Annotated in this window: 19 protein-coding genes; 11 read left to right on the top strand and 8 right to left on the bottom strand. The window is 55.2% G+C overall.

Translation table 11 applies throughout. The annotated features are described in order from the left end of the window. The first annotated feature begins 236 nt into the window (after positions 1–236). From P8T57_RS14105 to P8T57_RS14090, 4 genes are all read left to right on the top strand, one after another. Positions 237–524, top strand: a complete 288-nt coding sequence (locus P8T57_RS14105) for a hypothetical protein (RefSeq protein WP_071240952.1) — start codon at positions 237–239, stop codon at positions 522–524. 131 nt (positions 525–655) lie between these two features. Next, on the top strand, positions 656–850 hold the full coding sequence (locus P8T57_RS14100; RefSeq protein WP_341363452.1) for a DUF1508 domain-containing protein: 195 nt from the start codon (positions 656–658) through the stop codon (positions 848–850). Positions 851–1,018: 168 nt separating this feature from the next. Next, positions 1,019–1,639: a helix-turn-helix transcriptional regulator gene (locus tag P8T57_RS14095; protein ID WP_007090434.1), complete on the top strand. Its 621-nt coding sequence runs from the start codon at positions 1,019–1,021 to the stop codon at positions 1,637–1,639. 153 nt (positions 1,640–1,792) lie between these two features. Next, positions 1,793–5,005, top strand: coding sequence for an ATP-binding protein (locus P8T57_RS14090; protein ID WP_341363451.1), 3,213 nt, complete (start codon positions 1,793–1,795; stop codon positions 5,003–5,005). Positions 5,006–5,052: 47 nt separating this feature from the next. Here P8T57_RS14090 and P8T57_RS14085 read toward each other — a convergent pair whose 3' ends face one another. The 5 genes from P8T57_RS14085 to P8T57_RS14065 all read right to left on the bottom strand — a co-directional run bounded on the left by P8T57_RS14085 (position 5,053) and on the right by P8T57_RS14065 (position 11,764). Continuing rightward, positions 5,053–5,871 (bottom strand): inositol monophosphatase, encoded by an 819-nt coding sequence (locus tag P8T57_RS14085; protein WP_007090436.1) that lies wholly within the window; start codon positions 5,869–5,871, stop codon positions 5,053–5,055. Between the two features lie 36 nt (positions 5,872–5,907). Next, a complete protein-coding gene (locus P8T57_RS14080) occupies positions 5,908–7,008 on the bottom strand; it encodes an ABC transporter ATP-binding protein (protein ID WP_071240953.1) in 1,101 nt (366 codons plus the stop codon). Continuing rightward, positions 7,005–9,221, bottom strand: a complete 2,217-nt coding sequence (locus P8T57_RS14075) for an iron ABC transporter permease (RefSeq protein WP_341365377.1) — start codon at positions 9,219–9,221, stop codon at positions 7,005–7,007. Before P8T57_RS14075 ends, P8T57_RS14080 begins: the two co-directional genes overlap by 4 nt. 98 nt (positions 9,222–9,319) lie before the next feature. Next, on the bottom strand, positions 9,320–10,357 hold the full coding sequence (locus P8T57_RS14070; RefSeq protein WP_341363450.1) for an ABC transporter substrate-binding protein: 1,038 nt from the start codon (positions 10,355–10,357) through the stop codon (positions 9,320–9,322). A gap of 342 nt (positions 10,358–10,699) precedes the next feature. Beyond that, positions 10,700–11,764 carry a LacI family DNA-binding transcriptional regulator gene (locus P8T57_RS14065; protein ID WP_341363449.1) on the bottom strand — a complete coding sequence of 355 codons (1,065 nt, stop codon included), beginning with the start codon at positions 11,762–11,764 and terminating at the stop codon, positions 10,700–10,702. A gap of 285 nt (positions 11,765–12,049) precedes the next feature. On the opposite strand from P8T57_RS14065, the gene P8T57_RS14060 reads away from it, so the two are divergent. From P8T57_RS14060 to P8T57_RS14050, 3 genes are all read left to right on the top strand, one after another. Beyond that, positions 12,050–12,925, top strand: a complete 876-nt coding sequence (locus tag P8T57_RS14060; protein ID WP_341363448.1) for a branched-chain amino acid aminotransferase — start codon at positions 12,050–12,052, stop codon at positions 12,923–12,925. A gap of 109 nt (positions 12,926–13,034) precedes the next feature. After that, positions 13,035–13,274, top strand: a complete 240-nt coding sequence (locus P8T57_RS14055; protein ID WP_037991994.1) for a type II toxin-antitoxin system ParD family antitoxin — start codon at positions 13,035–13,037, stop codon at positions 13,272–13,274. Then, positions 13,267–13,557, top strand: a complete 291-nt coding sequence (locus P8T57_RS14050; protein ID WP_341363447.1) for a type II toxin-antitoxin system RelE/ParE family toxin — start codon at positions 13,267–13,269, stop codon at positions 13,555–13,557. The genes P8T57_RS14055 and P8T57_RS14050 overlap by 8 nt, the downstream gene beginning before the upstream one ends. 56 nt (positions 13,558–13,613) lie before the next feature. On the opposite strand, the gene P8T57_RS14045 is transcribed toward P8T57_RS14050, so the two are convergent. The 3 genes from P8T57_RS14045 to P8T57_RS14035 all read right to left on the bottom strand — a co-directional run bounded on the left by P8T57_RS14045 (position 13,614) and on the right by P8T57_RS14035 (position 17,062). Beyond that, positions 13,614–14,201, bottom strand: coding sequence for a DUF4136 domain-containing protein (locus P8T57_RS14045; protein WP_341363446.1), 588 nt, complete (start codon positions 14,199–14,201; stop codon positions 13,614–13,616). 151 nt (positions 14,202–14,352) lie between these two features. Then, a complete protein-coding gene (locus P8T57_RS14040) occupies positions 14,353–15,297 on the bottom strand; it encodes a proline dehydrogenase family protein (protein WP_341363445.1) in 945 nt (314 codons plus the stop codon). 172 nt (positions 15,298–15,469) lie between these two features. Beyond that, the gene (locus P8T57_RS14035; RefSeq protein WP_037991990.1) at positions 15,470–17,062 is read right to left on the bottom strand and encodes a lysine--tRNA ligase; all 1,593 of its coding nucleotides are present in this window, start codon (positions 17,060–17,062) and stop codon (positions 15,470–15,472) included. Positions 17,063–17,504: 442 nt separating this feature from the next. Here P8T57_RS14035 and P8T57_RS14030 point away from each other — a divergent pair, with 442 nt between their 5' ends. The 4 genes from P8T57_RS14030 to P8T57_RS14015 all read left to right on the top strand — a co-directional run bounded on the left by P8T57_RS14030 (position 17,505) and on the right by P8T57_RS14015 (position 25,298). Continuing rightward, positions 17,505–18,596: a histidine kinase dimerization/phosphoacceptor domain -containing protein gene (locus P8T57_RS14030; RefSeq protein WP_240478861.1), complete on the top strand. Its 1,092-nt coding sequence runs from the start codon at positions 17,505–17,507 to the stop codon at positions 18,594–18,596. Then, entirely contained in the window at positions 18,596–21,049 is a 2,454-nt protein-coding gene (locus tag P8T57_RS14025) for an EAL domain-containing protein (protein WP_341363444.1), read from the top strand. The genes P8T57_RS14030 and P8T57_RS14025 overlap by 1 nt, the downstream gene beginning before the upstream one ends. A 170-nt stretch (positions 21,050–21,219) precedes the next feature. Then, on the top strand, positions 21,220–23,295 hold the full coding sequence (locus P8T57_RS14020; protein WP_341363443.1) for a methyl-accepting chemotaxis protein: 2,076 nt from the start codon (positions 21,220–21,222) through the stop codon (positions 23,293–23,295). Positions 23,296–23,483: 188 nt separating this feature from the next. Continuing rightward, positions 23,484–25,298, top strand: a complete 1,815-nt coding sequence (locus tag P8T57_RS14015; protein ID WP_341363442.1) for a methyl-accepting chemotaxis protein — start codon at positions 23,484–23,486, stop codon at positions 25,296–25,298. The last annotated feature ends 16 nt before the right edge of the window (positions 25,299–25,314 follow it).

Below are 25,314 nucleotides of genomic sequence, written 5' to 3'. Positions count from 1 at the left end.
GATGGCCAACGTGATACGTGCAAAACCCGGCTTATATGCCGCTTTCCGCCATTCTGACCGCATCAAAGCTATTTCCGGATGCACTTCCGGTGTTGATCCACAAGCTATAATCCCTTTTTGTTCTCATTGTAAAGGATTAATTTCCTATTATTCGAACGACCGCAAAAATCCTCGACTTGCGGGCCAGCGGATGAATAATGGCCTGTGAAATATCCACAACCAGACGAGAGACTCCCATGAGCTGGGCCAGCATCAAAATGACGCAACAGGAAGCAATGGGAACATCGACCGACTTTGTCGATGCGTTTGAAAAACTGTTCATTGCAGCCAAAAAACCGCGCGACGCTGCCCTTTTCTGCTCCCGCGAACTCGGCCCCGATGATGCGTTTTTCCTCTCGCCCGGCGCGCAGAAAATTGCATCCTCCCTTCTCGCACTGCGCCCGGCCACGAAATGCAAGGCCCCATCGAAAAAGGATGTGATCCTGCTGGCCGGCCACGATGACGGGATTGCGCTTCTGCGCTAAATCACACCCCCGGCCCCTTTCGTCACAAAACCCTTCCTGAACTGTCTTCATGAACGCCCCATCGGGCAATTTTCCATCACCGGTCGATGCAGTCCATTGCATGCCGATCCACTGACAGTCAGGAGTCTCCCATGGCAAATGCACCCGCCCCGCGTTACGAGCTTTACAAGGACAAAAAAGGCGAATGGCGCTGGACCTATATCGCGCGCAACGGCCTTAAAATCGCCATGAGCAGCGAGGGCTACAAAGCCAAATCCGACTGCATCCACAGCATCGATCTGCTGAAATTTTCCAAGGATGTCCCGGTGCACGAAGCCAGTGCATGAAGCCGATGCATGAAAACGGCGCATGACGCCACCGCCTGCCCCCAAAACCCCGGCATGCATTGCCGGGGTTGATAACCTTTTCAATCATATGGCGATATCGGTTCAACTTTCGGATATACAAGGAATTTGTTCCTTTTCGGCCGCCCCGTCATCCTGCTAGGATACCGCATGATCCGGCAAGAACAGATATGGGGCGCACTCGACAAGATCGCCGAAGATAACGGGCTGACCCCCTCCGGGCTGGCCCGTCTGGCGCAGCTTGACCCCACCACTTTCAACCGGTCCAAACGCACGACAAATCAGGGCAAACCCCGCTGGCCCTCGACCGAAAGCATTTCAAAGGTGCTCTCGGTGGCCAATGTCACCTTTCAGGAATTCGCCCAGCTTGTCGATGGCAACGGGGCCGGGCGCGTGCCGGTCATCGGCTTTGCCCAGGCCGGGAATCGCGGCTTTTTTGATGATGCCGGTTATCCGGTTGGCGGCGCGTGGGAAGACATCACCTTTCCCGCCCTGCATGATCCGACCGCCTACGGGCTTCGGATTTCGGGGGATTCCATGGCCCCGGTCTTTCGCGATGGCGATCTGATTGTCGTCTCCCCGGCATCAAACATCCGCCCGCAGGACCGCGTGGTTGTCAAAACCACATCGGGCGAGGTCATGGCCAAGGAACTGGTGCGCCGCGGGGCGATGGGGGTGGAACTGAAATCGCTGAACCCGGCCTATGAGGACCGCTATGTCGAAGCCCGCGACATTGACTGGATCGCGCGCGTCCTTTGGGTCAGCCAATAGAACAACCATCACCTTTTTGCATTCTCCTCAAATGGGGATAGTGCGTTAAGAATTTTGCGTGATAATCGTCCCGAAACATTGGGATCGGGGTCTTCATTTTTGCGCCCGGCTTCCCATCTGATCAGAAGCGCCCAACCCCGGGAAGGAACGAATTTGCGTTTGGCCCCTGTGCACATCATCCGCTTTGTGGCGATTGCGCTAACCTATTTCGTTTTTGGCTATGCCGGGTTGCAATTCCCCTTCTATGGCAGCAGCGTCACCCTGATCTGGGCGCCTTCCGGGATTGCCTTGGGGTCTTTGATTGCATGGGGATGGCGTTATTTTCCCGCCGTGTTTGCAGGTGCGCTTCTGGTGAACCTGACGACGGCGGCACCGGTTGAAACCGCCATTCTGATTGCAATCGGCAACACCCTGGCCGCGACGCTTTCCGCGATACTGATCGCCCGGATATCTGGCCGCTCCCCGCTTTTGACCGCGCGCGGGATTTTCAGCCTGATCATGATCGGCGGGCTTGGCGGCCCGGCACTTGCCGCACTTTGCGGCACGACAAGCCTCAGCCTGACGGTAATTGGCAATTTTGATCAGTTCGCCACCATCTGGCGGGGCTGGTGGCTTGGTGATCTGGTCGGTGTAATGGTGATCGGGCCGCTGGTTTTGCGCCTGATCCATCAGAAATGGCGATCACACGGCTTTGCATATTACGGCGAACTGGCCTTTGTCTGTGTCGCCACCACCATCGTGTCCTCGGTCGTCCAGACAACCCCGCTGATCGCCAAACCGGAATATCTGTTCATCTTTGTCTCCCTGCCCTTTGTTCTGTGGGGGGCGGTGCGGTTCGGGTTGCTGGGCGCGGCATTGGTCAATGCCTTTATCGTCGTTGATATCGTTGTTTTTGCCGCCTTGGGCGAAAGCACCTTTATCCACACCTCAAACATGAATATCGGCCTTGAAAATCTTTACAGCTATGTGATTGCGGTTTCGGTCGGGACATTGTTGCTCGGTGCGGGCATCGAAAAAATCAATGTCATCACCATGCGCACCCGCGATGGCCGGATTTCAAGCGACATCCACCGTCTGCGTCGCAATCTGGCCCTGATTGTCGGCCTGACCGGTTTTTCGATATCGGGGCTGGCGGCATGGTACACATTCGGTCAGATCGATCACGCCGTCGACGTCCAGACGGAACAGTACCGCCGCGCCTTCGAAGCATCCCTTCGCGAAGAACTAGGCCGCGCCACCGACAGCCTGATTGCCGTGCGCACCCTGTTTGATGTCCATGGCGATGTGTCGTTTCATACCTTCAACGCCATGATCGGCCCGTGGGTCGAACGCAGACCGGGTGTCGCAGCACTGGAATGGGTCCCCTATATCGAACGCCGCGCGCGCGGTCTGATCGAGGAAAATGCCTCCCTCCGGGGTGTTGAAAATTTTGAAATTCGCAATCTGGTCGATGGCGACATGCGACGCTCCCCGGAACGCGATGAATATTTCCCGGTTTTTTACGTTTTTCCGCAGTCCGGCAATGAAAATGTCGTCGGGTTCGATCTGGCAAGCGATGAAATCCGCAACCAGGCCCTGCAAACCGCCATCCGTACCGGAAACATTACCCTGACCGAACCGATCCGGATGCGGCAGTCCGCCACCGCCGAAATCACGGCACTGGCCTTTTTAAATGTTCCGAACCGGCGCAATCCCGGCAATGCACCGCTTGGCCTTGCGGTCGGCGTGCTGCGTCTGACCAATATGATCACGCGTGCCGCCCGCATTGCCCGCCTGCCATCGGATTTTGAAATCCATCTTGCGGATATGGATGCCCCCGAAGGCCATCAACTGATCTATTCCAATCGACGCCCTGAATATGCGATCACGCATATCGTCAAGGAAATCACCTCCGGCTATAACCCCAAGGTATCGACCTTTACCTTTGGCTTCCGCGACTGGACGATTGTCCTGCACGGGCCCGAAGCCCGCCTGAACGGGCTTTTATACTGGCAGCCATGGGCGATCTTTGTATTTGGCGCCACCATCAGCATCCTTCTGATGGTCTATCTGCGGTCCCTGACCCGCACCGAAAAACGGATTGTCGATCTGGTCTATCAACGCACCAGCGAACTTGATAACGCCCGCCAGGAAGCTGAAAACGCCATGAATCAGGCGCAGCAGGCCGACCGCGCAAAATCCGAATTCATCGCCCATATGAGCCACGAATTCAGGTCCCCAATGACCTCGATCCTCGGCTACGCCCAGTTGGCACGCGATGCCATCGACAAAAACGAACCGTCCGAAACCATCCGAAGCTATCTTTCGACCATCAATGGGGCCGGGCGTCATGTCTTGTCCCTGATCGGCGATGTTCTTGATCTCTCAAAGATCGAGGCCGGCAAACTGGTCCTTGAAGAAGTCCCGACCGACATCCACGCGATTTGCGAAGAAGTCGTTTCCATGATGATGGTCCCGGCACGCAATCAGGATAACCGCCTGCATCTTGATATCCCGGCCGACATGCCGCGCTGGGTGATCGGCGATCCGGTCCGCATCAAGCAGGTCCTGACCAATCTGGTTTCCAACGCGATCAAATTCACCAGATCCGGCAGTATCCATGTTGTCGTAACCCGGCAGGAAACCACCAACGGTCGCATGGCGTTCCGCATCTCTGTCCGTGACGAGGGGATCGGCATCCCGGTCAATAAGGTACGCTCGATCTTCGAAGCCTTCACACAGGTCGATACATCAACAACCCGCCGTTTTGGCGGAACCGGCCTTGGCCTTGCGATCTGTCAGAAAATGATCCTGGCGATGGGCGGCACGATTGATGTCGAAAGCATCGAGGGCAAGGGCAGCACCTTCTGGTTTGACCTCGACCTGCCGCTGACAGACGCGCCAAAACGTGGCAGCGAAGCCGAAGACGACCGTCAGCTTGGCCTCGCCGATCCGGACAAACCGCGCGTCATGGGACGGAAGCTTCTTCTGGTCGAGGATATCCAGATCAACCGTATTCTCGCCCAGAAACTGCTTGAACAGCAGGGCCATGAAATCGTCACCGCCGCCAACGGGCAGGAAGCCCTTGACCAACTGCTTGAACATGATTTTGACGCGGTCTTGATGGATGTGCATATGCCCGTCATGGACGGGATCGAAGCCACCCGCCAGATCCGCGAATTTGCCGACCCGATCAAGGCAACCATCCCGGTTCTGGCCCTGACCGCAGATACATCAAGCGACAATCTGGCAGAATTTCGCGCGGCCGGCATGGATGCGCACTGCACCAAGCCGCTCGATATCAAGGCCATTAATCACGAACTTTCCCGCCTTGATTACCGCATGCTCACAGAACGCAAACAGCAACTGACCGGCACCGGGGACTAAACCCGGCACCGGTCAGCATGCATTCAATATCGTGCCATCAGGTGTGATCAGCCCCGATACGAAAGCCCGATCATATCCGCCAGATGTTTGGCGACATTGGGCCCCGCGGCCAATATCGGCCCACCATCTTCAAGCACGTTGGGCAGATCAAGAAAATCATTGCACCAGCCCCCCGCTTCACGCATCAGGACAATCCCCGCCATGCAATCCCACGGATTGATATGCGGCTCGTAATAGCCGATCAAACGCCCGGCACTGGCATAGGCCATCATCAACGCACACGACCCGTTGCGGATGAACATGCCTTCCTCGTCAAGCAACTGGCCGATCACCGGCACGATCGAACTGCTTGGCAGACGATGCGACATGCCGATCCCCATGACACCATCACTGACAAGTTTGGCATCGCTGGCCTTGACCGGCTCGCCATTCACGCGTGCGCCATCCCCGATCACCGCGCTGAAAAGCTCGCCATTGCACGGATGGTAAATCAGGCCGATGACCGCTTCCTTGCCGATCATAAGGGCAACCGAAATGCACCAGGTCGGCATCTGATTGACAAAACAGGCCGTGCCATCAATCGGATCAATCACCCAAAGGCAGTCATTATCGCCCTTCTCGATGCCCATTTCTTCGCCCAGGAACCCGTCCTCGGGAAAGGCATCGCCGATCCGGTCGCGGATGATCGCCTCGACGTTTTTGTCCGCAATGCTGACCATATCAAGCGCGTTGGTTTTGGTTTCAATCGCAAGGTCGGCGGCGTCGCCTTCGTAATATTCCATGGCGCGTTTGCCCGCTTCGCGGATCACGTCGCGCGCATGTTCAAACCGTGCTTCGATATCAATTCCCGAAAATGTCTTTTCCACTTTGTCCCTGCCTGAAACAGTTTTGCGATTGATCCGTTATTGCCCCGAAACCACGGCCATGCCGCGTTCGGAAAAGCCGATGGCAACCTGTTCACCCGCGATGATCGGTGTATCGATCCGATGATCGATCACAAACAGCTCGCCAATCGGGGTTGCCACAGAATACTGCATCTGACTACCAAGATAGGCTGCATGCGTAATGTGACCTTTTAGCGACGTTTCAATGACATGTGCATCGCCCGCAATCGCCGCCAATCCGGTCAGTTGCACCGCATCGGGTCGCACCGCCACCCGGACCGGTCCCTTTGCCTGCCCGCGATGACGCAGATTGCATTGCGCGCCACCGATATCGACACGGGCATGGTTGCCATCGATGCTGATGATTTCCCCGTCAACCAGATTGGCATCACCGATAAAGTCGGCGATAAATTCCGATTGCGGCTGTTCATACAATTCGCGTGGCGTGCCCTGCTGCGCGATCACCGCCCGGTTCATCACGATGATCCGGTCCGACACCGCCAATGCTTCTTCCTGATCATGGGTCACATAAACTGCGGTCAGGCCAAGTTTTTGCTGCAAATCGCGGATTTCGGTCCGCACATGACGGCGAAGCTTGGCATCAAGGTTCGATAACGGCTCGTCCAGCAACAGAACTTCAGGCTCCAGCACCAGCGCACGCGCCACCGCCACCCTTTGCTGCTGCCCGCCCGAAAGCTCGGACGGCAGGCGACTGCCATATCCGCCCAAGCCCACAAGGTTAAGCCCTTCCTCGGCCTTTTCCCTGGCCTCGGCCTTGGCAACGCCGGTGACACTCAGCCCATAGGCAACGTTTTCCGCCACCGTCATATGCGGAAACAGCGCATAGGATTGAAACACCATACTGACATCTCGGTCCGTCGCCGGAAGCTGTGTGACATCCTTGCCCCCGATCAGGATTTTGCCCGTGGTTGCATGTTCAAGCCCGGCAATCATACGCAATGTCGTGGTCTTGCCACAGCCGCTTGGCCCCAAAAGGGTCACAAGCTCGCCCGGATTGATGGTGAAAGATACATTATCGATCGCGGTAACTGCCCCGTGACCATAAGTCTTGGTGACATTGTCGAATACGACCGAACCCGCACGCGTTTTCAGTTTCATGAATGCTTCTCTCTCAGATTTCCTGTCGATGTCTTGTCCGGTGTTGCCTCAACCCGGTCCTCGCGGCGCAGACGCCGTTGCCCGATCAGGCCGTTCACAACAAGGATCGCGGTCAGCATGACAAGGATCAGAACACTGCAATAGGCAATCGCAACGCCGTATCGCCCGTTTTCCACAAGCCCGATAATATAGGATGTCGCCATATTGTGATCCGCACTGACCAGAAAGATCACCGCACTGACCGAGGTAATGGCACGCACAAAGCTGTAAACCAGTGCGGCAACAATGGCCGGGCGCAACAGCGGCAGGATCACGCGCCGGAACGTGGTAAAGCTGTTGGCACCAAGGGTCAGGGATGCTTCATCAAGGCTTTTGTCCAACTGGCTCATGGCGGCAATCCCGCCGCGAACCCCCACCGGCATATTGCGGAAGATAAAGCAGATCACAAGGATCACACCCGTCCCGGTCAATTCGAATGGCGGCACGTTAAACGCCAGAATATAACTGACACCGATCACCGTACCGGGAATGGCAAAGCTTAACATCGTGCCAAATTCAAAGGCACTTTTGCCCCGGAAGTTCTGCCGCACCAGCAGATAGGCCGTCGTCAGGCCAACCGCTGCGGTCAAGGGTGCCGCAATCGCCGAGATGTTCAACGTGGTCCAGAAACTGTCCCATGCCGCCCCGGCCCAGACGATGCCATGCTCGCCCCAGCCAATGCCAAAGGCATCGCCGTAATTATCCAGCGTCAGGCTGTTATCAAAGCCCCAGCGTTTGACAAAGCTGCCATAGAAAATCATGCCATACAGCACGACCGTAAAGATCGCCCACGGAATGGCGGTGAAGTAGCACGCCAAACGCATACCGGGATTAAGCCCGACATGCGCCCCGTTATCGGCCTTGCCCGATACCGTGGCATAGGATTTTTTGCCCAGCCAGAACCGCTGTGCGGCGAAGGCAGAAAGTGTGAAGAACAGCAATATCATCGCAAGGACGGCAGCCCGCCCGGCATCGTTTTGTGCGCCGACAATGGCAAAGAATATCTCGGTCGACAGCACTTCGTAATTGCCACCCAGAACCATCGGGTTACCGAAATCGGCCATGCTTTCGATGAAGGCGAGCAGGAAGGCATTGGCCAAACCGGGGCGCATCAAGGGCAGCGACACATTGACAAACGTTTTCCAACGTCCGGCCCGCAAGGTTTGTGATGCTTCTTCCATCGACGGGCTGACACCCTCGACCACACCGATCAGCACAAGAAAAGAAATCGGGGTGAAGGACAGGGTCTGTGCCAGCCAGATTCCAGGGAGGCCATAAAGCCAGCGCCCTGCCTCCACCCCGAGCAGATCAGCAAAGAACTGCGTTACAGCCCCCGATCTGCCAAAAAGAAGGATCAATGCCAAACCGATCACGAAAGGCGGGGTAATGATCGGCAACACCGTCAAAACCCGCAGCGGCTTTTTGAACCGGAACCCGGTCCGCGTCACCACAAGCGCAAATGAAAGCCCAAGCAGCGTGGTCGAAACAGCGGTCAGAACCGCCAGAAACGCCGTATTCCACGCAACCCCGCAAACACCCCCGGCAAGGCAGCCCAGCCCCCAGATGCTGTCATCAAGGAAATTGCGGATAAAGGCCACGCCCGAAAGGTTGCCATCAATATCGACAAACGATCCGATGAAAATGCGCGCGACCGGAAAGAAGACAAACAACCCGACAAGCGCAATAACCGTCCCGATGGCGGAAGTAACAAACACATCGCCCCGCATCGCCCCCGCTGCGGCAAGACCGGTGCAAAGCATCACAAGCAGGCTGGCCGCAACAAACATCGCGCCATAGCCAAGCCCGTATTGCCGGACGTCAAGCGGACCAAACATCGCCTCAAGCCAGCCAAATCCCCAGCCGGAAATGCCGACAAAAAAGCCCTGCCCCACCAGATAGATCAAACCGCCCAGCCCGCATGAAATCAGGATACGGGCATAATGCGGATGATCACGCCCGGCCCTCAATAGGGCGAGCGGTGCCAGCAAAAATGCCGCAATCGGCAGCAGCCAGAATTTTTGATGAAGGGTCGCTTGCAGGATCGCAGGCGAATAATCGCCATACATCGGATAGCCGTCATACAGCCATTCCAGGGTCCAGAACCCGTATTCCTGCTGATACCAGGGTAAAATTGCAAAACCGATCCAGCCGATCACCAGCCAGAACCAAAGCATCCGGTTCACGAAACTCTCCTGCACGCCGAATTGGGAAGTCTGGTTCTGCCCGTCCGATGATCACACTGGACGGACAGAACCGTTAAGGCAGATCGCGCTTATTGCGGCGCGGTTTTGACTTCGTCATCCCAACGCGACAGAAGATGACGGCGGGTTTCCGCATCCCCGTATTTCGCGAAGTCATAGTCGATCAGTTTCAATTCGCTCAGACGCGGTGCGCCATCGGGAATTTTGGACTCTTTGTTGGACGGCACCTGATAGCTGTGCGCGTCTTCGGCAATCGACTGAGTGCGCGGGCTAAGTGCGAATTCATACCAGATTTTCGCATTTTCAAGGTTACGCGCACCTTTGATAATGCTCATGGAACCCACTTCGTAACCGGTCCCCTCGCACGGCGACACCACGGTCAGGTTCGCCCCCTGTTTGATCTGGGCGACCATGTCATGCATGAAGGTAATGCCGATTGTAGTTTCACCAACGGCTGCGGCCTTGATCGGGGCGGAACCCGATTTGGTGTACTGGTTGACGTTCTTGTGCATTTCTTTAAGCAGATCGAAGGCTTTTTCTTCGCCAAAAATCTGCACAAGCGTCGCAAGTGCGGTATAGGACGTGCCCGATGAATTCGGGTTCGCCATCTGGATTTCGCCCTTATAGGCCGGGTCTTTCAGATCTTCCCAGCATTTCGGCGCCGGAAGCCCCTTTTTCGCCAGAAGGTCATTGTTGTAACCAATGCCGAGTGCACCGGCATAAACCCCAACCGTCCGGTTACCGGAATTTTTCGCCTGCCGCACGGCCCAGTCATTCAGGTTGCCAAGTTGCGGGGATTCATATTCTTCCGTCAGGCCTTCGGCGGCAGCCTGAAGATGGGGGTCGCCAGTCCCGGCCCACCATACATCCAGTTTCGGATTGGCAGCTTCGGCGCGAACCTGCGCATAAGCCTCGCCCGAACTTTTGCGAACCATCGATACATCAATGTCATGTTCCAGCTCGAACGCGGTTTCCATCATCTCGCACCATTCATTATCGGCCGAGCAGATGACATTAAGCCGACCGGCCGCATTGGCCGAACCGGCGGTCGCAACAGCCAAAAGGCCTGAAATCGCGACAGTCGCAAAAAGAGAATTTCTGATCGTCATTTGGGTTTCCTCCCGGTTTGCATTTCGTTGAATGCACACGTGTGCATTACCATTGCGCAAATCACGTGCTGGAATAATTTAATCATAAATTCCATCAAATGACAGAAAAATTCTATTTAGAGCCAAAAAACTCTCACCATCGACGGATAACCATCTGTTTTTACACATAAAAATTTCATGCCCACAAATCGCCATCGCAAAACCATACGCTGCCCTCAGCAAGGCCTCCGCCTTAAAACTTGACGCACACGTGTGCGCACAACCCGCAGAAACATCGCGAGTCAGCTGTTTTGCATCAGAAATCGAAGAAAAATCGGCCTGAAATCCGTGAAAAAGACCGTCTTAGGCCGTCCGGCGACGCGTCATTTCCACCGGCAGGATCAGCCGCTGATCCGTCAGGGCATCGCCCCGGATGCGCTGGCGCAGCCGATCCACCGTCATTTCGGCCAGCTTCGTCGCACTTTGGCACACAGTGGTCAATTGATACGCCCCCTGCCGGGCCGCGGCAATATCGTCAAACCCGACCACGGCAATATCTTCGGGGATACGCAGGCCCAGTTCAAACCGGGCCGCGTCCAGAAGACCCAACGCAATATGGTCCTTGGCACAGAAAATCGCGTTTGGTGCGGTTTCCGGCGTTGCCAGAAATTTAAGCGCGGCATTAAAGCCACCATCATAATCGGCACTGTCGCAGACCAGCGGGGTAAAGCTGATATCCCCGCTCGCAAGGCGCGGTGCAAGGCGCGAAACGAATGTTTCGCCCCGCACATTGCCGCTGAATGTACCACCCTTGACATTGAGGAACCCGAACCGGGTTTTACCGGTTTCAAGCAACAGGTCGGCGGCCATTTCACCGCCGCGCACATTATCGCAATTGATAACATCCGCGCCCTCAAGCCGCCCGGCGCGATTGACCAGAACGACCGGCACATTGCGTTTCAGGAAATGCACACCCACCTCGGGCGGGGGGCTTCCCGATGTCACGACCACCCCGGCCACCTGATATTGCAACAGATGCATCATTGATGTGCCCATCTGGGCGGGATCGGATACATCAATCACCAACGGACGATAACCGGACTGCTGAATGGCAAGGATCAGTTTATCAAGGAATTCAACGCGGAACGGATCGGAAAGCCCCGATGTCACCAATCCGATCAGATCGCTTTTGCGCGTATTCATCGACCGGGCGATTTTATTGACGTGATAACCAAGCCGGTTGGCGGTTTCCTGTACCCGCAGGCGGGTCGCATCCGATATCCGCCGGTCGCCTGATAAACACCGCGAAACGGTGGACCGCGAAACACCGGCTTCGCGCGCAACATCGGCCGAGGTCACGATATGCTGCAAATCGCGGCCTGGTTCGGCCCCGTCGCCATTTGCAGGCGTGTGTTTCCCCTCGGTCATGCGCGCAATTTCCCTCTTTACGCCGTCTGGCCTTGCCTGTTTTCCGTCTTGCAGCACGGTCACACACATATCACAGGCCTTCCGGCCCGCCAACGCACACGTGTGCATGATGCGGGATATTTCACAGAACCGTCATTTATCGCAACTTCCTTAAAAACGGCACCGAACCGGCATTTACCCTGTCAGTTTTCTTTGACCATGATCGCGCAAAGCCCCTATTCTGGATGCCTTGCATCGCCCCGCGACATGCAAACGCCACCCGAAATTCGATCAGGAGCAAGAAGAATGGGTCACGCCACTACCGCAGACACCAAAGCCGTCACCACATGGACCTGGTACAAAGGCGAATGGCACGAAGGCAACCCGCATATCATCGGGCCGCAAACCCACGGCATGTGGATGGCCTCCACGGTCTTTGACGGCGCGCGCCGCATCAATGGCAAAATGCCCGATCTTGTGCCCCATTGCGCCCGTGTGCTGCGTTCGGCCGAACTGATGGGTCTTGCCCCGCAGATCACCACCGATGAAATCGTCGCCCTCGTCCGCGAAGGCGTTCAGAAATTCGATCCGGCGCTGGCACTTTATATCAAACCGATTGTCTATGGCGGCGAAGGCTTCCTTGCCCCGACACCAGAAAGCGCGCAATTCGTGCTGTGCATTTCGGTATCCGACCTGCCCGATGCCATCAAGACCGGCTTTACCGCCCGGAAATCAAGCTTCCGTCGCCCCTCGCCCGAAAGTGCCCCGACCGAGGCCAAGGCATCCTGCCTGTATCCCAATGTCGGCCGCGCCGTGGCAGAGGCCACCAAAGACGGTTTTGATACTGGCGTAATGCTCGATCCGCTCGGCAATGTCGCGGAATTTTCCTATGCCAACCTGTTCTACGCCAAGGATGGCAAGGTCTTTACCCCCGTGATCAACGGCACGTTCTTAAACGGCCTGACCCGCCAACGCGTGATCAGGCTGCTCCGCGAAGACGGCATAGACGTCACCGAAAAAACCGTGACCTACAGCGAACTTGAAAATGCCGACGAAATCTTTGGCACCGGCAATTATTACAAGGTTGCACCTTGCGTCAAACTCGACGACCGCAACCTGCAACCCGGCCCGATAACCAAACGCGCACAGGAACTTTACTGGGCGTTTGCTGAAAACAGCTAATCGAACGGACATGACCAACAACCTGGCCGGAAAGATGACAGCCCTCCGGCCGCTTTGTTTTTGACAAACTTTGCCAAAAAATGGGATAATTGCGCCAATGGAGGATGACATGGCGACGATGAATGTGTCCCTGCCCGATCTCATGAAAGACTGGGTCGAAGCACAAGCCGAAACAGGTAAATACAGTAATGCAAGCGACTATGTCCGCGACCTGATCCGCCGCGATCAGGAACGTGCTGAAAAACGTGCGCTGATGCAAAAGATGATCCGCGAAGGCATTGAAAGTGGCGTCGTTGAAAATTTCAGCATGGATGCCCTTCAAGCCGATCTTGACGCAACAGATGCCTGACTACCGCGTCAGCCGCGTGGCACAAAACGATATTATCAAAATCGGCCGTTATACCCAGCGCGAATGGGGCATTCCACAACGCCGAAAGTACCTTGATGGCATGGATCGGCACATGCAAATGCTGGCCAATCATCCGTTGCTTGGCAGTGAACGCATGGAATTTGATCCTCCTGTGCGTATCTATCCATATGACCGGCATTTGATTGTTTATCTTCAGGAACAAGATGGGATTTTGATCATACGCGTCCTGCATGCCAGCATGGATGTCACATCCCGGCTATAATAAAACGGGCCGGAAAATCCCCGGCCCGCTGTATTTTATCACTCAGTCAAACGAATTTACTGCGCCGCAGGCATCACCGGTACACTGCTGCCAGCGACATAGGGATATTTGCCAAAGATCGCGCCAACCGCTTTGCGCACCCCCTGATCGGGATTGTTGCGAAACTCGCTGTCGATACGGCCAACCGCCGTGCCTTCCCAGATCATCTGATCGGTGCGGCGGTCTACCATATCGACCGAAATCGTGCCTTCGGTATAATTGTCAACATATCCCGGCTCGACATACCCGGGCCAACCGACATACATCCCGCTGCGATAACCGTAATACCCGCCGTAATAGACCGGCGGCGATGTCCGGGTCTTTTCCTCGGTCTTGAGGTGATAGTTGATCAGGATATCGGGGGTGTTGATGTCAACGTGATAACCGCGCGCTTCAAGGGCGGCACTGACTGCATCCTCAATCCGCTGGCCGTGCAGGGTGGCGTATTTTTCATCCGACTTTCCCGCAGACTCATAAAAGGCAAAGGTCCGATAACGCGAAAAATCGGCCGCCGGATCGGCATCGGTATAGACACGCGGCCCGGTCGAACAGGCCGCCAGCAGCATCGCCATTGCGCCCGCCATCATGATCTTGACCATCTTCATCCGGCCTTCCTTTCGGTGCTCGCCGTTTAAATGATCATTCCCGGTGCATGGCCCTAACCAAAACACCGGAAATGACTGATTTTGTTTTACATTACATCTTATGATTTGGGCAGATGCATGGCAGAACGCAACGAACACAACCCGCTCGCATTTACAGGCCCGTAGCATTCAGCCGCGAACGCAGCAAAAGACCAAGATTGCGGGGGTTTTCACCAACACGACGCCACGCATAAGCCCACCAATCCGCCCCAAACGGCGCATAAAGCCGAAGCCGATAACCGAGCGACACAAGATCCCGCTGAAGTGGCTGATTGACGCCATAAAGCATTTCAAACTCGAACGCCTCACGCTCCCACCCACGTTCGTCTGCGACCTTTGCGATATATTCAACCAACTCACGATGATGCGATCCGAAAACCGGCATAAATCCGGTAAGGCGCGCCTCGTCGGACAACATCATTGACGCCAGTTTCAGATAATTTTCGTCGATGCCGCGACGCCGGGTAAAGGCAACATGATCAGGCGGGGCCATCGCCCCTTTAACCAGACGTATCATGGCCCCCTGTGCGATCTTGCGCGCCATGTCGGCTTCGGTTCGCAATAATCGCGCCTGCAATGTCTGGGCTACCGGATACCCTGCCTCAAGCAGCCGATCATGAAGGGCCAGCGTATCATCGACCATGTCGAAATCTTCCATGTCGATCATCATCCGGCAGCAGCGCCGACCTGCTTTCTCAACACCGACGTCGCGGATCAAACCGGCAATTTTGTGGGCATTGTCATCCAACATCGCCGGATCCTGCATATAGCCAAGCTGCGATGGATCAATGGAAACATGAACATCCAAACCAACACGATCAAGCTTGGGGATCACGGCTGTAACTGCATCAACCGTTTCCGCCACCTGTGCCGGATCGGTCACATATTCGCCCAGATAAAAGCTCGAAACCCGAATACCCTGCTTTGCCAATTCCTGCGTGCGTTTCACGTGCCCGGCGCCATCCGTGCCGCTAACGAACTGTGCAGCCAGCCCGGTTTTCCGCCCGACCGCCTCGCCCGCGCGGCGCAATGGTTTGCTGCACGCTACTGCGATCATCGTCTTTTGCCAGAAACCCATCATCAACTCCGTTTTGGTCAACCGCAAAAGAGCAATCATCGGCGATAAGGTGCTAAACTTATTGAAGGAAATGAAACCCGATCAAACAAAAAGCGACCCGCCGGACGACGGGTCGCTTGATATTTCACAGCAGCCTGAAAAAAGCGACTGCTTACGCGCCGAGTTCTTCACCGGCAATCGCACGGTCGATCAGCTGGATGCTTTCATCAATACCGTAAAGCGCAATGAACGATCCCATACGCGGGCCCTGTTCCTGTCCCAGCAGGATTTCATAAAGTGCCTTGAACCAGTCGCGCAGGTTTTCATAATTGTGGTTTTTACCCACCTCGAACACCTGCGTCTGAATGTCACCACCATCGGTGCCGGCATCAAGGGTTTTGAGCATATCGCGCAGTTCGGTCAGGGCTGCTTTTTCCGCATCCGTCGCGGCACGGTATTTTTTCGTCGGTTTGACAAAGTCGTTGTAATAGTTGATCGCATAGCCGACCAGTTTGTCGAGATAAGGCTGATTTTCCGGCGTTGCGCCCTTGGCATAGCGCGAAATGAACGCCCAAAGCAGTTCCGGGTCGCTGGTATTGCAGACCGAAACAAGATTCAGCAAGATACCGAACGACAACGGAATATCGCGTTCCGGTGCCTTGCCTTCATGGATGTGCCATGCCGGGTTCTGCAAAAGCTTTTCCGGGTCGGTTTCGGTTTTCAGCTTGTCGGCAAAGGTCAGATATTCATCAACCGTTTTCGGGATGACATCGAAATACAGGCGCTTTGCGGTTTTCGGCTTCTGGAACATGAACAGCGAAAGACTATCTTCCGGCGCATATTTCAGCCAGTCTTCCATCGAAATGCCGTTGCCCTTGGATTTCGAGATTTTCTGTGCGTTCTCGTCCAAAAACAGCTCGTAATTGAAGCCTTCCGGCGGGGTGCCGCCAAGCGCCTTGACGATCTTGTTGCCAAGTTCGACCGACGGAATAAGGTCCTTGCCCGCCATTTCGTAATCAACGCCCAGCGCAAACCACCGCATCGCCCAGTCCGGCTTCCACTGCAATTTGCAACGGCCACCCGTGACCGGGGTTTCCACCAGCTTGCCGGTTTCGGGATGTTCGTAAACGATGGTCCCGGCTTCAACGTTAAGCTCGGTCACCTTGGCCATCAGGACCTTGTTGGTGCCTTCTTCGACCGGCATGAACGGGCTGTATGTCGCGCGACGTTCTTCACCAAGGGTCGGCAGCATGATTTTCTGGATTGCATCATACCGCTCCAGAAGACGCAGAAGGGCTGCGTCAAACATGCCCGAACGATAGCATTCGGTCGAAGATTTGAATTCGTAATCAAAGCCGAAACTGTCGAGGAAATCGCAAAGACGCGCATTGTTGTGATGCGCAAAGCTTTCATGGGTGCCAAACGGGTCCGGCACGCTGGTCAATGCCTTGCCAAGATGCTGGGCGACCATATCCTTGTTCGGGATATTATCAGGTACCTTGCGAAGACCGTCCATGTCGTCCGAGAAGCAGAACAGTTTTGTCGGAATATCGGACATCTGTTCGAACGCACGGCGGACATAGGTTGTGCGCGCAACCTCGCCAAACGTCCCGATATGGGGCAGGCCCGACGGGCCATAACCGGTTTCAAACAGCACATAACCCTTTTCAGGCTTCTTCTGTTTGTACCGCTCAACCAGCTTGCGGGCTTCCTGGAAGGCCCAGACGTTGCTGTTAAAGGCGGCATCACGAAGATCGGCTGTCATTTTTGAAACCTTGTTTGTCAGTTGTATCGTTGAATTATCTGGAAATCCGGCCACACGTGAAATCACCCGGATTCCGTGCGTGCGCGAAGCTATCCCCGCCGGCCTGCAAGATCAAGTCCGGATCGGACATGGCCGAACTGCAACGCGCGATTTAACCGGCGCGCCGCGTCATTTCTCCCACCCTGACAGAGAGGTCGGGCATGGTAACACGCAAAATTCGTGCATCGGATCAGCAGGATACAGCAAATATAAGAAAAAAACCAAACCTACACCGACGAGTGGTTGAAACCAGCTTGCCGAGCGCTGATATGTCGTAACTGTTACTTGTCCGTGCAGTCAGGAACAAAAAAAGCCGCCGGGAGTGGGCGAAGAAAACTGGCGACGATCAAGGGTTCCCTGTCCTTCTTAAGGCGGGAGACCGCCTTGCACGGGAGAGAAATGATTGAACGAAACGTCAGACATGAAAGACTTGTCGGCGTCGCACACCGATGGATCGGGCAGTACGATGACCGCACCGCATGTCGCATTCGAGGAAGATCATCGATTCCGGCGCGTTGTTGAATATGCGCCGAACGCGATGATTCTTGTCGATGCCAAGGGTCTTATTGAAATGGTCAATGCCGAAACCGAAAAGGTGTTCGGTTATACCCGTGATGAATTACTCGGCCAGCCGGTCGATGTGCTGGTACCAGATCGGTTTCGCCATCATCATGCGGGCCTTCGCAACAGTTTCATCGCCGCACCCGGACCACGGCCCATGGGACCGGGACGGGATCTTTATGCCCTGCGCAAGGATGGCAGCGAGTTCCCCGTTGAAATCGGTCTGAACCCGATTGCCGAAGGCGACCGTGTACAGGTCCTGGCCGCCATTGTCGATATTTCAGACCGCAAAAGCCGTCAGGAAAATCTGGAAAAATCCTTGCAGGAAAAGGAAATCCTGCTGTCCGAGGTCCATCACCGGGTCAAAAACAATCTGCAAATTGTGCACAGTCTGCTTGATATGCAAACCGCCAATGTGAAGGACGATCTGGCGCGTGAAATTCTGCGCGACAGTTGCAACCGTGTCCGGTCCATGGCGCAAATCCACCAGACCCTTTATCAAAGCGAAGATGTTTCGCGCGTCGATTTCAACTATTTCTGTGATGCGTTGATCAATTCGCTGCTGGTGACCTTCAACACCAATCCCGACCTCATCAGGTTTGAACGCGATCTGGGTTCGGTGTCGCTTCCGATCGGAACGGCCGTGCCGTGCGGCCTGATTACCAACGAACTGATCACCAATGCGCTCAAACACGCATTTCCCGGTAACAGACAGGGCACAATAAGCCTTTCCGCCACCGAAATCGCCCCGAACCAGATCGAACTCAGCCTGAGCGATGACGGGGTCGGATTCCCGGAAAGTTTCTATATCGACAGCAGCAGCGGGCTTGGCCTGCAACTGGTTGAATTGCTGACCGATCAGCTTGGCGGGACCCTTGATATGCACACCCGCAACCCGACCCGCATCACTATTCGCTTCACGATAAAGGATTGATGATCGCCATGCGCAAGCCGATCCATGTGATGATTGTCGAAGATGAACGGATCGTCGCACTGCATTTGCGTCAACAGCTTGCCCGGCTCGGCTATGACCGGACATCGGTCCATAGTGCCGGTATCAATGCCTTGAAAGCGATTGAAACCGATGCGCCTGACATCATTCTGATGGATATCCGCATCGACGGCGACATTGACGGCATTGAAACTGCGGCGGGTATCCCCGAACATCTGATGATCCCGATCATCTATCTGTCGGCTTATTCCGAGGATACAACCCTTGAACGGGCGCGCCAAACCCGGCCCTATGGCTTTTTGTTAAAACCGTTTTCAGAACGTGAACTGCACGCGACAATCCAGATGGCACTGGAACGCCGCGAGGTAGAACTCGCCCTTCGTGAAAGTCAGGAACGGTTGTCGCTTGCCATGCATGCTGCCCGCATGAGCTGCTGGGAGGTGGATGTCAGTACCCGCAAAATGCACAGTACCGGTCTGGCGCAGTTTTTACCCGACGAAAATCAAAGTGCAGAAACGATCACCGAAAGCTGGGAAGATTTTCTGCATCGTGTTGCATCCGGTGATCGCGACATGGTTCGCAAGGCATTCGAATATGCCGTTCTGCATGGCGAATTCTACGACGTCGTTTTCCGCGGCCAGCAAAGCGAAGGCACCCAAAGCTGGTTCCGCGCACGCGGCAAGTCCTATATCAATGACCGCAAGGGCACCCAGCGCATCATAGGCGTGATGCAGGACATTACCGATCAACGTCTGACCAATGACAAGCTCCGTCAGGCGATGACAGTATTTGAAACCACCCAGGATGGCATTCTGATACTGGACCCGGACCTGAACATCACCAGCGCCAACCGTGCCTATTGCCAGATTACAGGCGCAGACCCGATGAACGTTGTCGGCAGCCCGCCCTATATGATCGTGCCAGAGGCCTTCCCGCCCGCCTTTTATCAGGAACTGTTCCATACGCTGCGCACACGCCGCCACTGGCACCGCGAAATCGAAACCCGCGACATGTCGGGCAATCCGATTTCCATCATGATGCAGATCATCGCGGTCGAGGACGACGATGGCGTCCTGACCCATTTCGTTGCGATGATTTCGGATCGCACCGCCATCCGACAGGCCGAACAGGAACTGCATTATCTGGCCCAGTATGACGGCCTCACGGGCCTGCCCAACCGGCTTCTGGCGACCGACCGGCTGAACCGTGCGATTGAACGCTGCGAACGTACCGGATCGGTGGTCGCCTGCCTGTTCCTTGATCTTGATGACTTCAAGAATATCAACGATACACTTGGCCATGCCGCCGGTGATCAGGTTTTGCTGATTGTTGCGACCCGTATCAAGGCACTGACCGATCGAACCGATACCATCGCGCGCCTTGGCGGGGACGAATTCCTGATTATCCGCGAAAACATGCATAGCGAGGCCGCCGCAGGCAACCTTGCCAGCCACATCATTCATGAACTGCAAAAGCCGTTCTATATTGTCGGCCATGAACTGACATTATCGGCCAGCATCGGCATTGCCCTTTATCCCGAAAATGCCCATTCACCACAGGATCTGATCCGGCTGGCCGACACGGCAATGTATGCCGCCAAGGATCAGGGGCGGCGCACCTATGCGTTTTATAAATCGGAAATGACCGAAAGTGCCACGCACTATATGACGCGCAGCCTGGAATTGCGTCGCGGTCTGGAAAAGGGTGAGCTGACCCTTTATTATCAGCCGCAAGTCGATGCAAAAACCGGTGAAATGACCGGGACCGAAACCCTGATTCGGTGGAACCATCCCCAAAATGGCATTCTTGGTCCGGCGGAAATCATCCCGATTGCGGAACAAAGCGGGTTGATTGTCGAAATCGGCCAATGGGTTCTTGAAGAATCCTGCGCACAGGCGCGCCGCTGGCAAGATGAAGGCTTTGATCCGATCCGCATCGCAGTCAATGTTTCGGTCCGCCAGATGCGCACACCGGGCTTTGCCAAAACGGTGCAAACTGTTCTGGCCAATACCGGACTTGATCCGAAATGGTTGGAGATTGAAGTCACCGAAAGCATGATCCAGGACGAAGATATCATGATCGATACCCTGCATGAATTGCGCGCGGTTGGCGTATCGGTCGCGATTGATGATTTCGGCACGGGTTATTCATGTTTGCGGTCCATCAAAAGCCTGCCGATTGAACGCATCAAAATTGATCGCGCCTTTATCAAAGGCATTCCGCAAAATACCGATGATGCCGCCCTTGCCGAAGCCATGATTGCCATGGCACGGACCCTTGGCCTCAAAGTCACTGCCGAAGGGGTCGAAACAACCGCCCAACGTGATTTCCTGCATAGGCAGGGCTGTAACGAATTGCAGGGTTTCCTGTTCAGTAAACCGGTCCCCGCCGAACAACTTTTCAAGTCCAGCCACTCAAGCACGAAAATTTCATAAAACAATCCCACCTTTTATTGCCACCTGAACAGATAATTCCCACTTATCTAAAGTATAGGCTACGTGGTAGTGTTTCCCGATCAAAGTCGCCAAACCCTTGAATAAGGCGGCACAGGGAAGGACCGTCAGACTTACTTCAGAGGTATAAGCTTATCTGAGGGGGACCTTTAATGCGATTTTCGAATCTGTCTCTTGGTGCCAAGCTGACCTGCGTCAGTGCACTCGCAATTGCCTTCTGCCTGATCGTCGGCATCTTCCTTCAAACTGTCCAGACCGGCAAAACAACCGAAGAGCTGACCGTGGGCGAAGCCCGTGCCGTTGGCCAGTTCCATGCCGAACAGGCCAGCCGGGTGCTGAATGGCGGGATGCTGGTTGCCAAAAACCTTGCAGGTGCCTTTCGCGCACTTCGTGAACAGGGCGGAGCAGACCGCAAGGCCTATAACGAAATCCTCAATCGCACCCTGATGGACAACCCCTCCCTTGCCGGGGCGTGGTCCGGATTTGAAACCAACGCCCTTGACGGCAAGGATGCGGATTACAAGGGCGAAGGCGAACCGTTTGGCGACGGCAGCGGAAAATATGTCACCTATTATTATAACTTCGGTGGCGGCATTACCCCCTATCACCTGACCGGGCTCGATAACCCGGAGGTCAATGAATATTACACCGAACCAAAACGCACCAATAAGCCCTACCTGACCGATGCGATTACCTATGACATTCAGGGCCGCGATGTGGTTCTGACATCGTTTGTCTATCCGGTGCAGGACAGCGGCGGAAAGTTTCTTGGTGTTATGGGTGTCGATCTTGAACTGAATGCGCTGTCGGAACGGTTTGCCGAACTGGCCCCGTTTGGCACCGGCACCGTCAATCTTGTTTCCGCACAGGGCACATGGGTTGCCCATGAAAACCCCGATATCCGCGGCACCAAACTTGATGTCGCCAATCCAACCGACGCGGCCATTCTTGAAGCGATGAAGTCGGGCCAGTCCGGTCAGATTGACGATGGCGAAGTCATGCACCTGATCGTTCCGGTCGCCATTGAAGGTTATGCCAACCAGTGGGGCGTAGTAGTCAACGTGCCGCTTGCCACCGTTTATGCCCCGGCCGATGACCTGCGCAATGCAACCCTGATCGGTGGTGTGGTACTTTTGATCGTTGTGATAGCGGTGATCCTGCTGTCGACCAACGCCATGGTTGCCCGCCCGATGACCCGTGTTGCCGGGGTGATTGCCGACCTGGAAAAGGGCAATTTCAACGTCACCGTCCCCTATCATGACCGGTCCGACGAAATTGGTGCGATTGCCAAGGCGCTCGAAGCTTTCAAAGAAGCATCCGCGGGCATGCAGCAGGCCGAGCGCGACAAACGCGAAGCCGAACATCGCGCCAGCGAAGAACGCAACCGCACCCGCCTGCAGATGGCCGACGAATTCGAAAAGTCGGTCGGCTCCATCGTTGTTCATGTCACTGACAGTGCTGGCGATATGGAAAAAGTCTCGCGTCAGATGCGCCGTGCCGCGAACGAAAGCTCGGAACAGGCAACCGTGGTTGCTGCGGCTGCCGACGAGGCCAGTGCGAATGTCCAGACCGTCGCTTCGGCGAGCGAGGAACTTTCCGCCTCCATTCAGGAAATTAGCTCGCAGGTCGCACGTTCTTCTGAAATCGCCAACAATGCGGTCGACGAAGCATCACGTGCCAACGCCATGGTCACCGGCCTGGCCGAAGCCGCCGACCGCATCGGTCAGGTTGTCAGCCTGATCAATGATATCGCGTCCCAGACCAACCTTCTGGCCCTGAACGCCACCATCGAGGCCGCCCGCGCGGGTGAAGCGGGTAAAGGCTTTGCGGTCGTCGCAAGCGAGGTCAAAAACCTTGCCAATCAGACTGCCAAGGCGACAGAGGAAATCGCCCAGCAGATCGGATCGATCCAGTCCGAGACCCACAATACCGTCGGCGCGATTGAAAAGATCACTGAAACAATTTCCAACATCAATGAAATCACTGGCGCAATTGCCGCCGCGGTCGAACAACAGGGCGCTGCCACGGCCGAAATTTCGGGCAATGTCCAGCAGGCCGCGGCAGGCACCAACGAAGTATCCTCCTCAATCGGGATCGTACGCAATACGTCCCAGCAAACCGGCGACGCCGCGTCCAACGTGCAGGCAGGGGCAACCGAACTGGCCGAACAGGCCCGCAACCTTGATACACAGGTCAAAAACTTCCTTGAGCGGTTGCGTAACATCTAGTCTTTCGGGGCACGAAGAACAGCATGGGCGGCACCTTCGGATGCCGCCCATTTCAATCGGTTGAACCGCTTCGTTCGAAAAAACACGCCACACCCGGAAATAGCAAACGCCACCCTTTTGGATAGCTTGAACAACCAAACATCGACCCCAAGTGGAATTGTCGTCTGCTTTTTCGCGAGGGAAACTAAATGTTTGGATGGGTGTGGAAGTCAAATATTGCGCAGCGCCTATATAGTCTTGCGGGCTGGCTGTTGTTAACTTCAGGTTTGCTTGGCAGCATCGCCGTATACAAAATGACCGTGATCGGCAATGAATTGGAACAGGTTACCGCGCGCGACCTGCCTCTGACACTGATGCTTGAAAAAATCACGCAGCATCAGCTTGAACAAGCCATCCTGATGGAAAAGTCGCTGCGTTTCCGCAATGTGGACTCCCATAGCGAGAGCGAAACCAGTGTTCGGGCTAATTTCGATGAAATTTCAAAACAGTCCGATGTGGAGCTCCGTGAAGCAACCAGAATGGTAAAAGCCTATCTCACCGAGCTTTCAAATAATGCAGACCGAACAGAGTTTGCCGCTGTCGAAGCGGCCCTTTTGCGCATAGAAGCGGATCATCGCACTTACGAGTCCAACGTCGCCAACATTTTCAAAGCTCTTGACAATGGGGCAAGCACATCCGACGTCGCGGATGCTGTCATCGCGACAGAGAAATTGCAAAAAGACCTTAATACCGCCATTGAAGCCCTTCTTGCCGAAGTCGCGAACTACACCCAGCTGTCAATGAACAAGGCGTTGGAAGACGAACGCATGGGCAAAACTCTGATCACCGCTTTGTCGGGCTTTGCGCTCGTATCAGGCATACTTTTGGCGTGGCTTTTGGGACGGTCGATTACCCGTCCGTTGCATCGCCTGACAGAAGCTCTGGGCGATCTGGCAAAAGGTAAACTTGATACACCGGTGCCGGTTTCCGCCTTCCGCGATGAAGTCGGCGAGATGGCTGATGCGATGCGGGTATTCCAGGCCGATATGATCAAGGCCCGTGAACTTGAAGCCATGCAGGAACAACAACGCGCACTTGATGAGAAACGCCGGGCAGAGACGGATCGACTGGTAAAAGAATTTTGCGAAACTCTTGTAAATACGTTTGCCGATATCGTCAAAGGCGCCAATGAAGTTCTCTCACGTGCCGAAACCATGCAAAGCCAAAGTACACAGGCAGGATCGCTCGCCGGTGCTGTTGCCACCGAGGCAGAAGAATCATCAGCAAGTGCTCAGTCGCTTAGTGCTGCAACCGAACAAATGGTTGCAGCGATTGACGAAATCTCATCCCAGATCACACAGTTTTCTGGGATTGCGCATAACGCTGTTGAACATTCCAATACCTCCCAGACCGAAATGCGCAACCTGCAGGAAGTCGCAGAAGAAGTGGGCCAAGTCGTGCAACTGATTACCCAGATTGCAGATCAGACCAATCTTCTGGCCCTGAACGCCACGATCGAAGCCGCGCGCGCCGGTGAAGCAGGCAAAGGATTTGCCGTGGTTGCGGGAGAAGTCAAAAACCTTGCCAATCAGACGGCAAAGGCCACCGATGAAATCACCCGCAAGATCGAACGCATTCAAAGCGTGTCGCGCAATTCAACCGATGCCATCACCAATATCGGCACCGTGATTAACAGCATCGATGATTATGTCACGGCCATTGTCGGCGCCGTCGAAGAACAGAACGCCACAACACGCGAAATTGCCCGCAATGTTGATTTCGTTTCTGAAAGTGCCAAACGCGTTTCGGAAAATGTCACCACGATTCAATCCAGTGTTACTGATGTCGGCAACAGCGCGATCACGGTGCACGAAAATGCCGATCATACCGCCCATCAGGCGGGTTTCCTGAACAGCAAGATCAGCGATTTCATCACCGCGATGAAGCGCGTGCAGGGCGATAGCCCGGAAGCCACAAGCAAATCGGGGCAATATCAGCCCCCCATGCTTCGCGCCGCCGAATAACACAGCAGATTCAGAC

The organism is Thalassospira sp. SN3W (genome assembly GCF_038070535.1).
GTDB classification, from domain to species: domain Bacteria; phylum Pseudomonadota; class Alphaproteobacteria; order Rhodospirillales; family Thalassospiraceae; genus Thalassospira; species Thalassospira xiamenensis.
This window is presented reverse-complemented; position numbering and strand designations above follow the sequence as displayed.

What these genes read in the sequence shown, in the direction of transcription:
- P8T57_RS14105 (WP_071240952.1), top strand. Translation starts at nt 237, where the DNA reads ATGAGCTGGGCCAGCATCAAAATGACGCAACAGGAAGCAATGGGAACA.
- P8T57_RS14100 (WP_341363452.1), top strand. Translation starts at nt 656, where the DNA reads ATGGCAAATGCACCCGCCCCGCGTTACGAGCTTTACAAGGACAAAAAA.
- P8T57_RS14095 (WP_007090434.1), top strand. Translation starts at nt 1,019, where the DNA reads ATGATCCGGCAAGAACAGATATGGGGCGCACTCGACAAGATCGCCGAA.
- P8T57_RS14080 (WP_071240953.1), bottom strand. Translation starts at nt 7,008, where the DNA reads ATGAAACTGAAAACGCGTGCGGGTTCGGTCGTATTCGACAATGTCACC.
- P8T57_RS14075 (WP_341365377.1), bottom strand. Translation starts at nt 9,221, where the DNA reads ATGCTTTGGTTCTGGCTGGTGATCGGCTGGATCGGTTTTGCAATTTTA.
- P8T57_RS14070 (WP_341363450.1), bottom strand. Translation starts at nt 10,357, where the DNA reads ATGACGATCAGAAATTCTCTTTTTGCGACTGTCGCGATTTCAGGCCTT.
- P8T57_RS14065 (WP_341363449.1), bottom strand. Translation starts at nt 11,764, where the DNA reads ATGACCGAGGGGAAACACACGCCTGCAAATGGCGACGGGGCCGAACCA.
- P8T57_RS14060 (WP_341363448.1), top strand. Translation starts at nt 12,050, where the DNA reads ATGGGTCACGCCACTACCGCAGACACCAAAGCCGTCACCACATGGACC.
- P8T57_RS14055 (WP_037991994.1), top strand. Translation starts at nt 13,035, where the DNA reads ATGGCGACGATGAATGTGTCCCTGCCCGATCTCATGAAAGACTGGGTC.
- P8T57_RS14050 (WP_341363447.1), top strand. Translation starts at nt 13,267, where the DNA reads ATGCCTGACTACCGCGTCAGCCGCGTGGCACAAAACGATATTATCAAA.
- P8T57_RS14045 (WP_341363446.1), bottom strand. Translation starts at nt 14,201, where the DNA reads ATGAAGATGGTCAAGATCATGATGGCGGGCGCAATGGCGATGCTGCTG.
- P8T57_RS14040 (WP_341363445.1), bottom strand. Translation starts at nt 15,297, where the DNA reads ATGATCGCAGTAGCGTGCAGCAAACCATTGCGCCGCGCGGGCGAGGCG.
- P8T57_RS14035 (WP_037991990.1), bottom strand. Translation starts at nt 17,062, where the DNA reads ATGACAGCCGATCTTCGTGATGCCGCCTTTAACAGCAACGTCTGGGCC.
- P8T57_RS14025 (WP_341363444.1), top strand. Translation starts at nt 18,596, where the DNA reads ATGATCGCCATGCGCAAGCCGATCCATGTGATGATTGTCGAAGATGAA.
- P8T57_RS14020 (WP_341363443.1), top strand. Translation starts at nt 21,220, where the DNA reads ATGCGATTTTCGAATCTGTCTCTTGGTGCCAAGCTGACCTGCGTCAGT.
- P8T57_RS14015 (WP_341363442.1), top strand. Translation starts at nt 23,484, where the DNA reads ATGTTTGGATGGGTGTGGAAGTCAAATATTGCGCAGCGCCTATATAGT.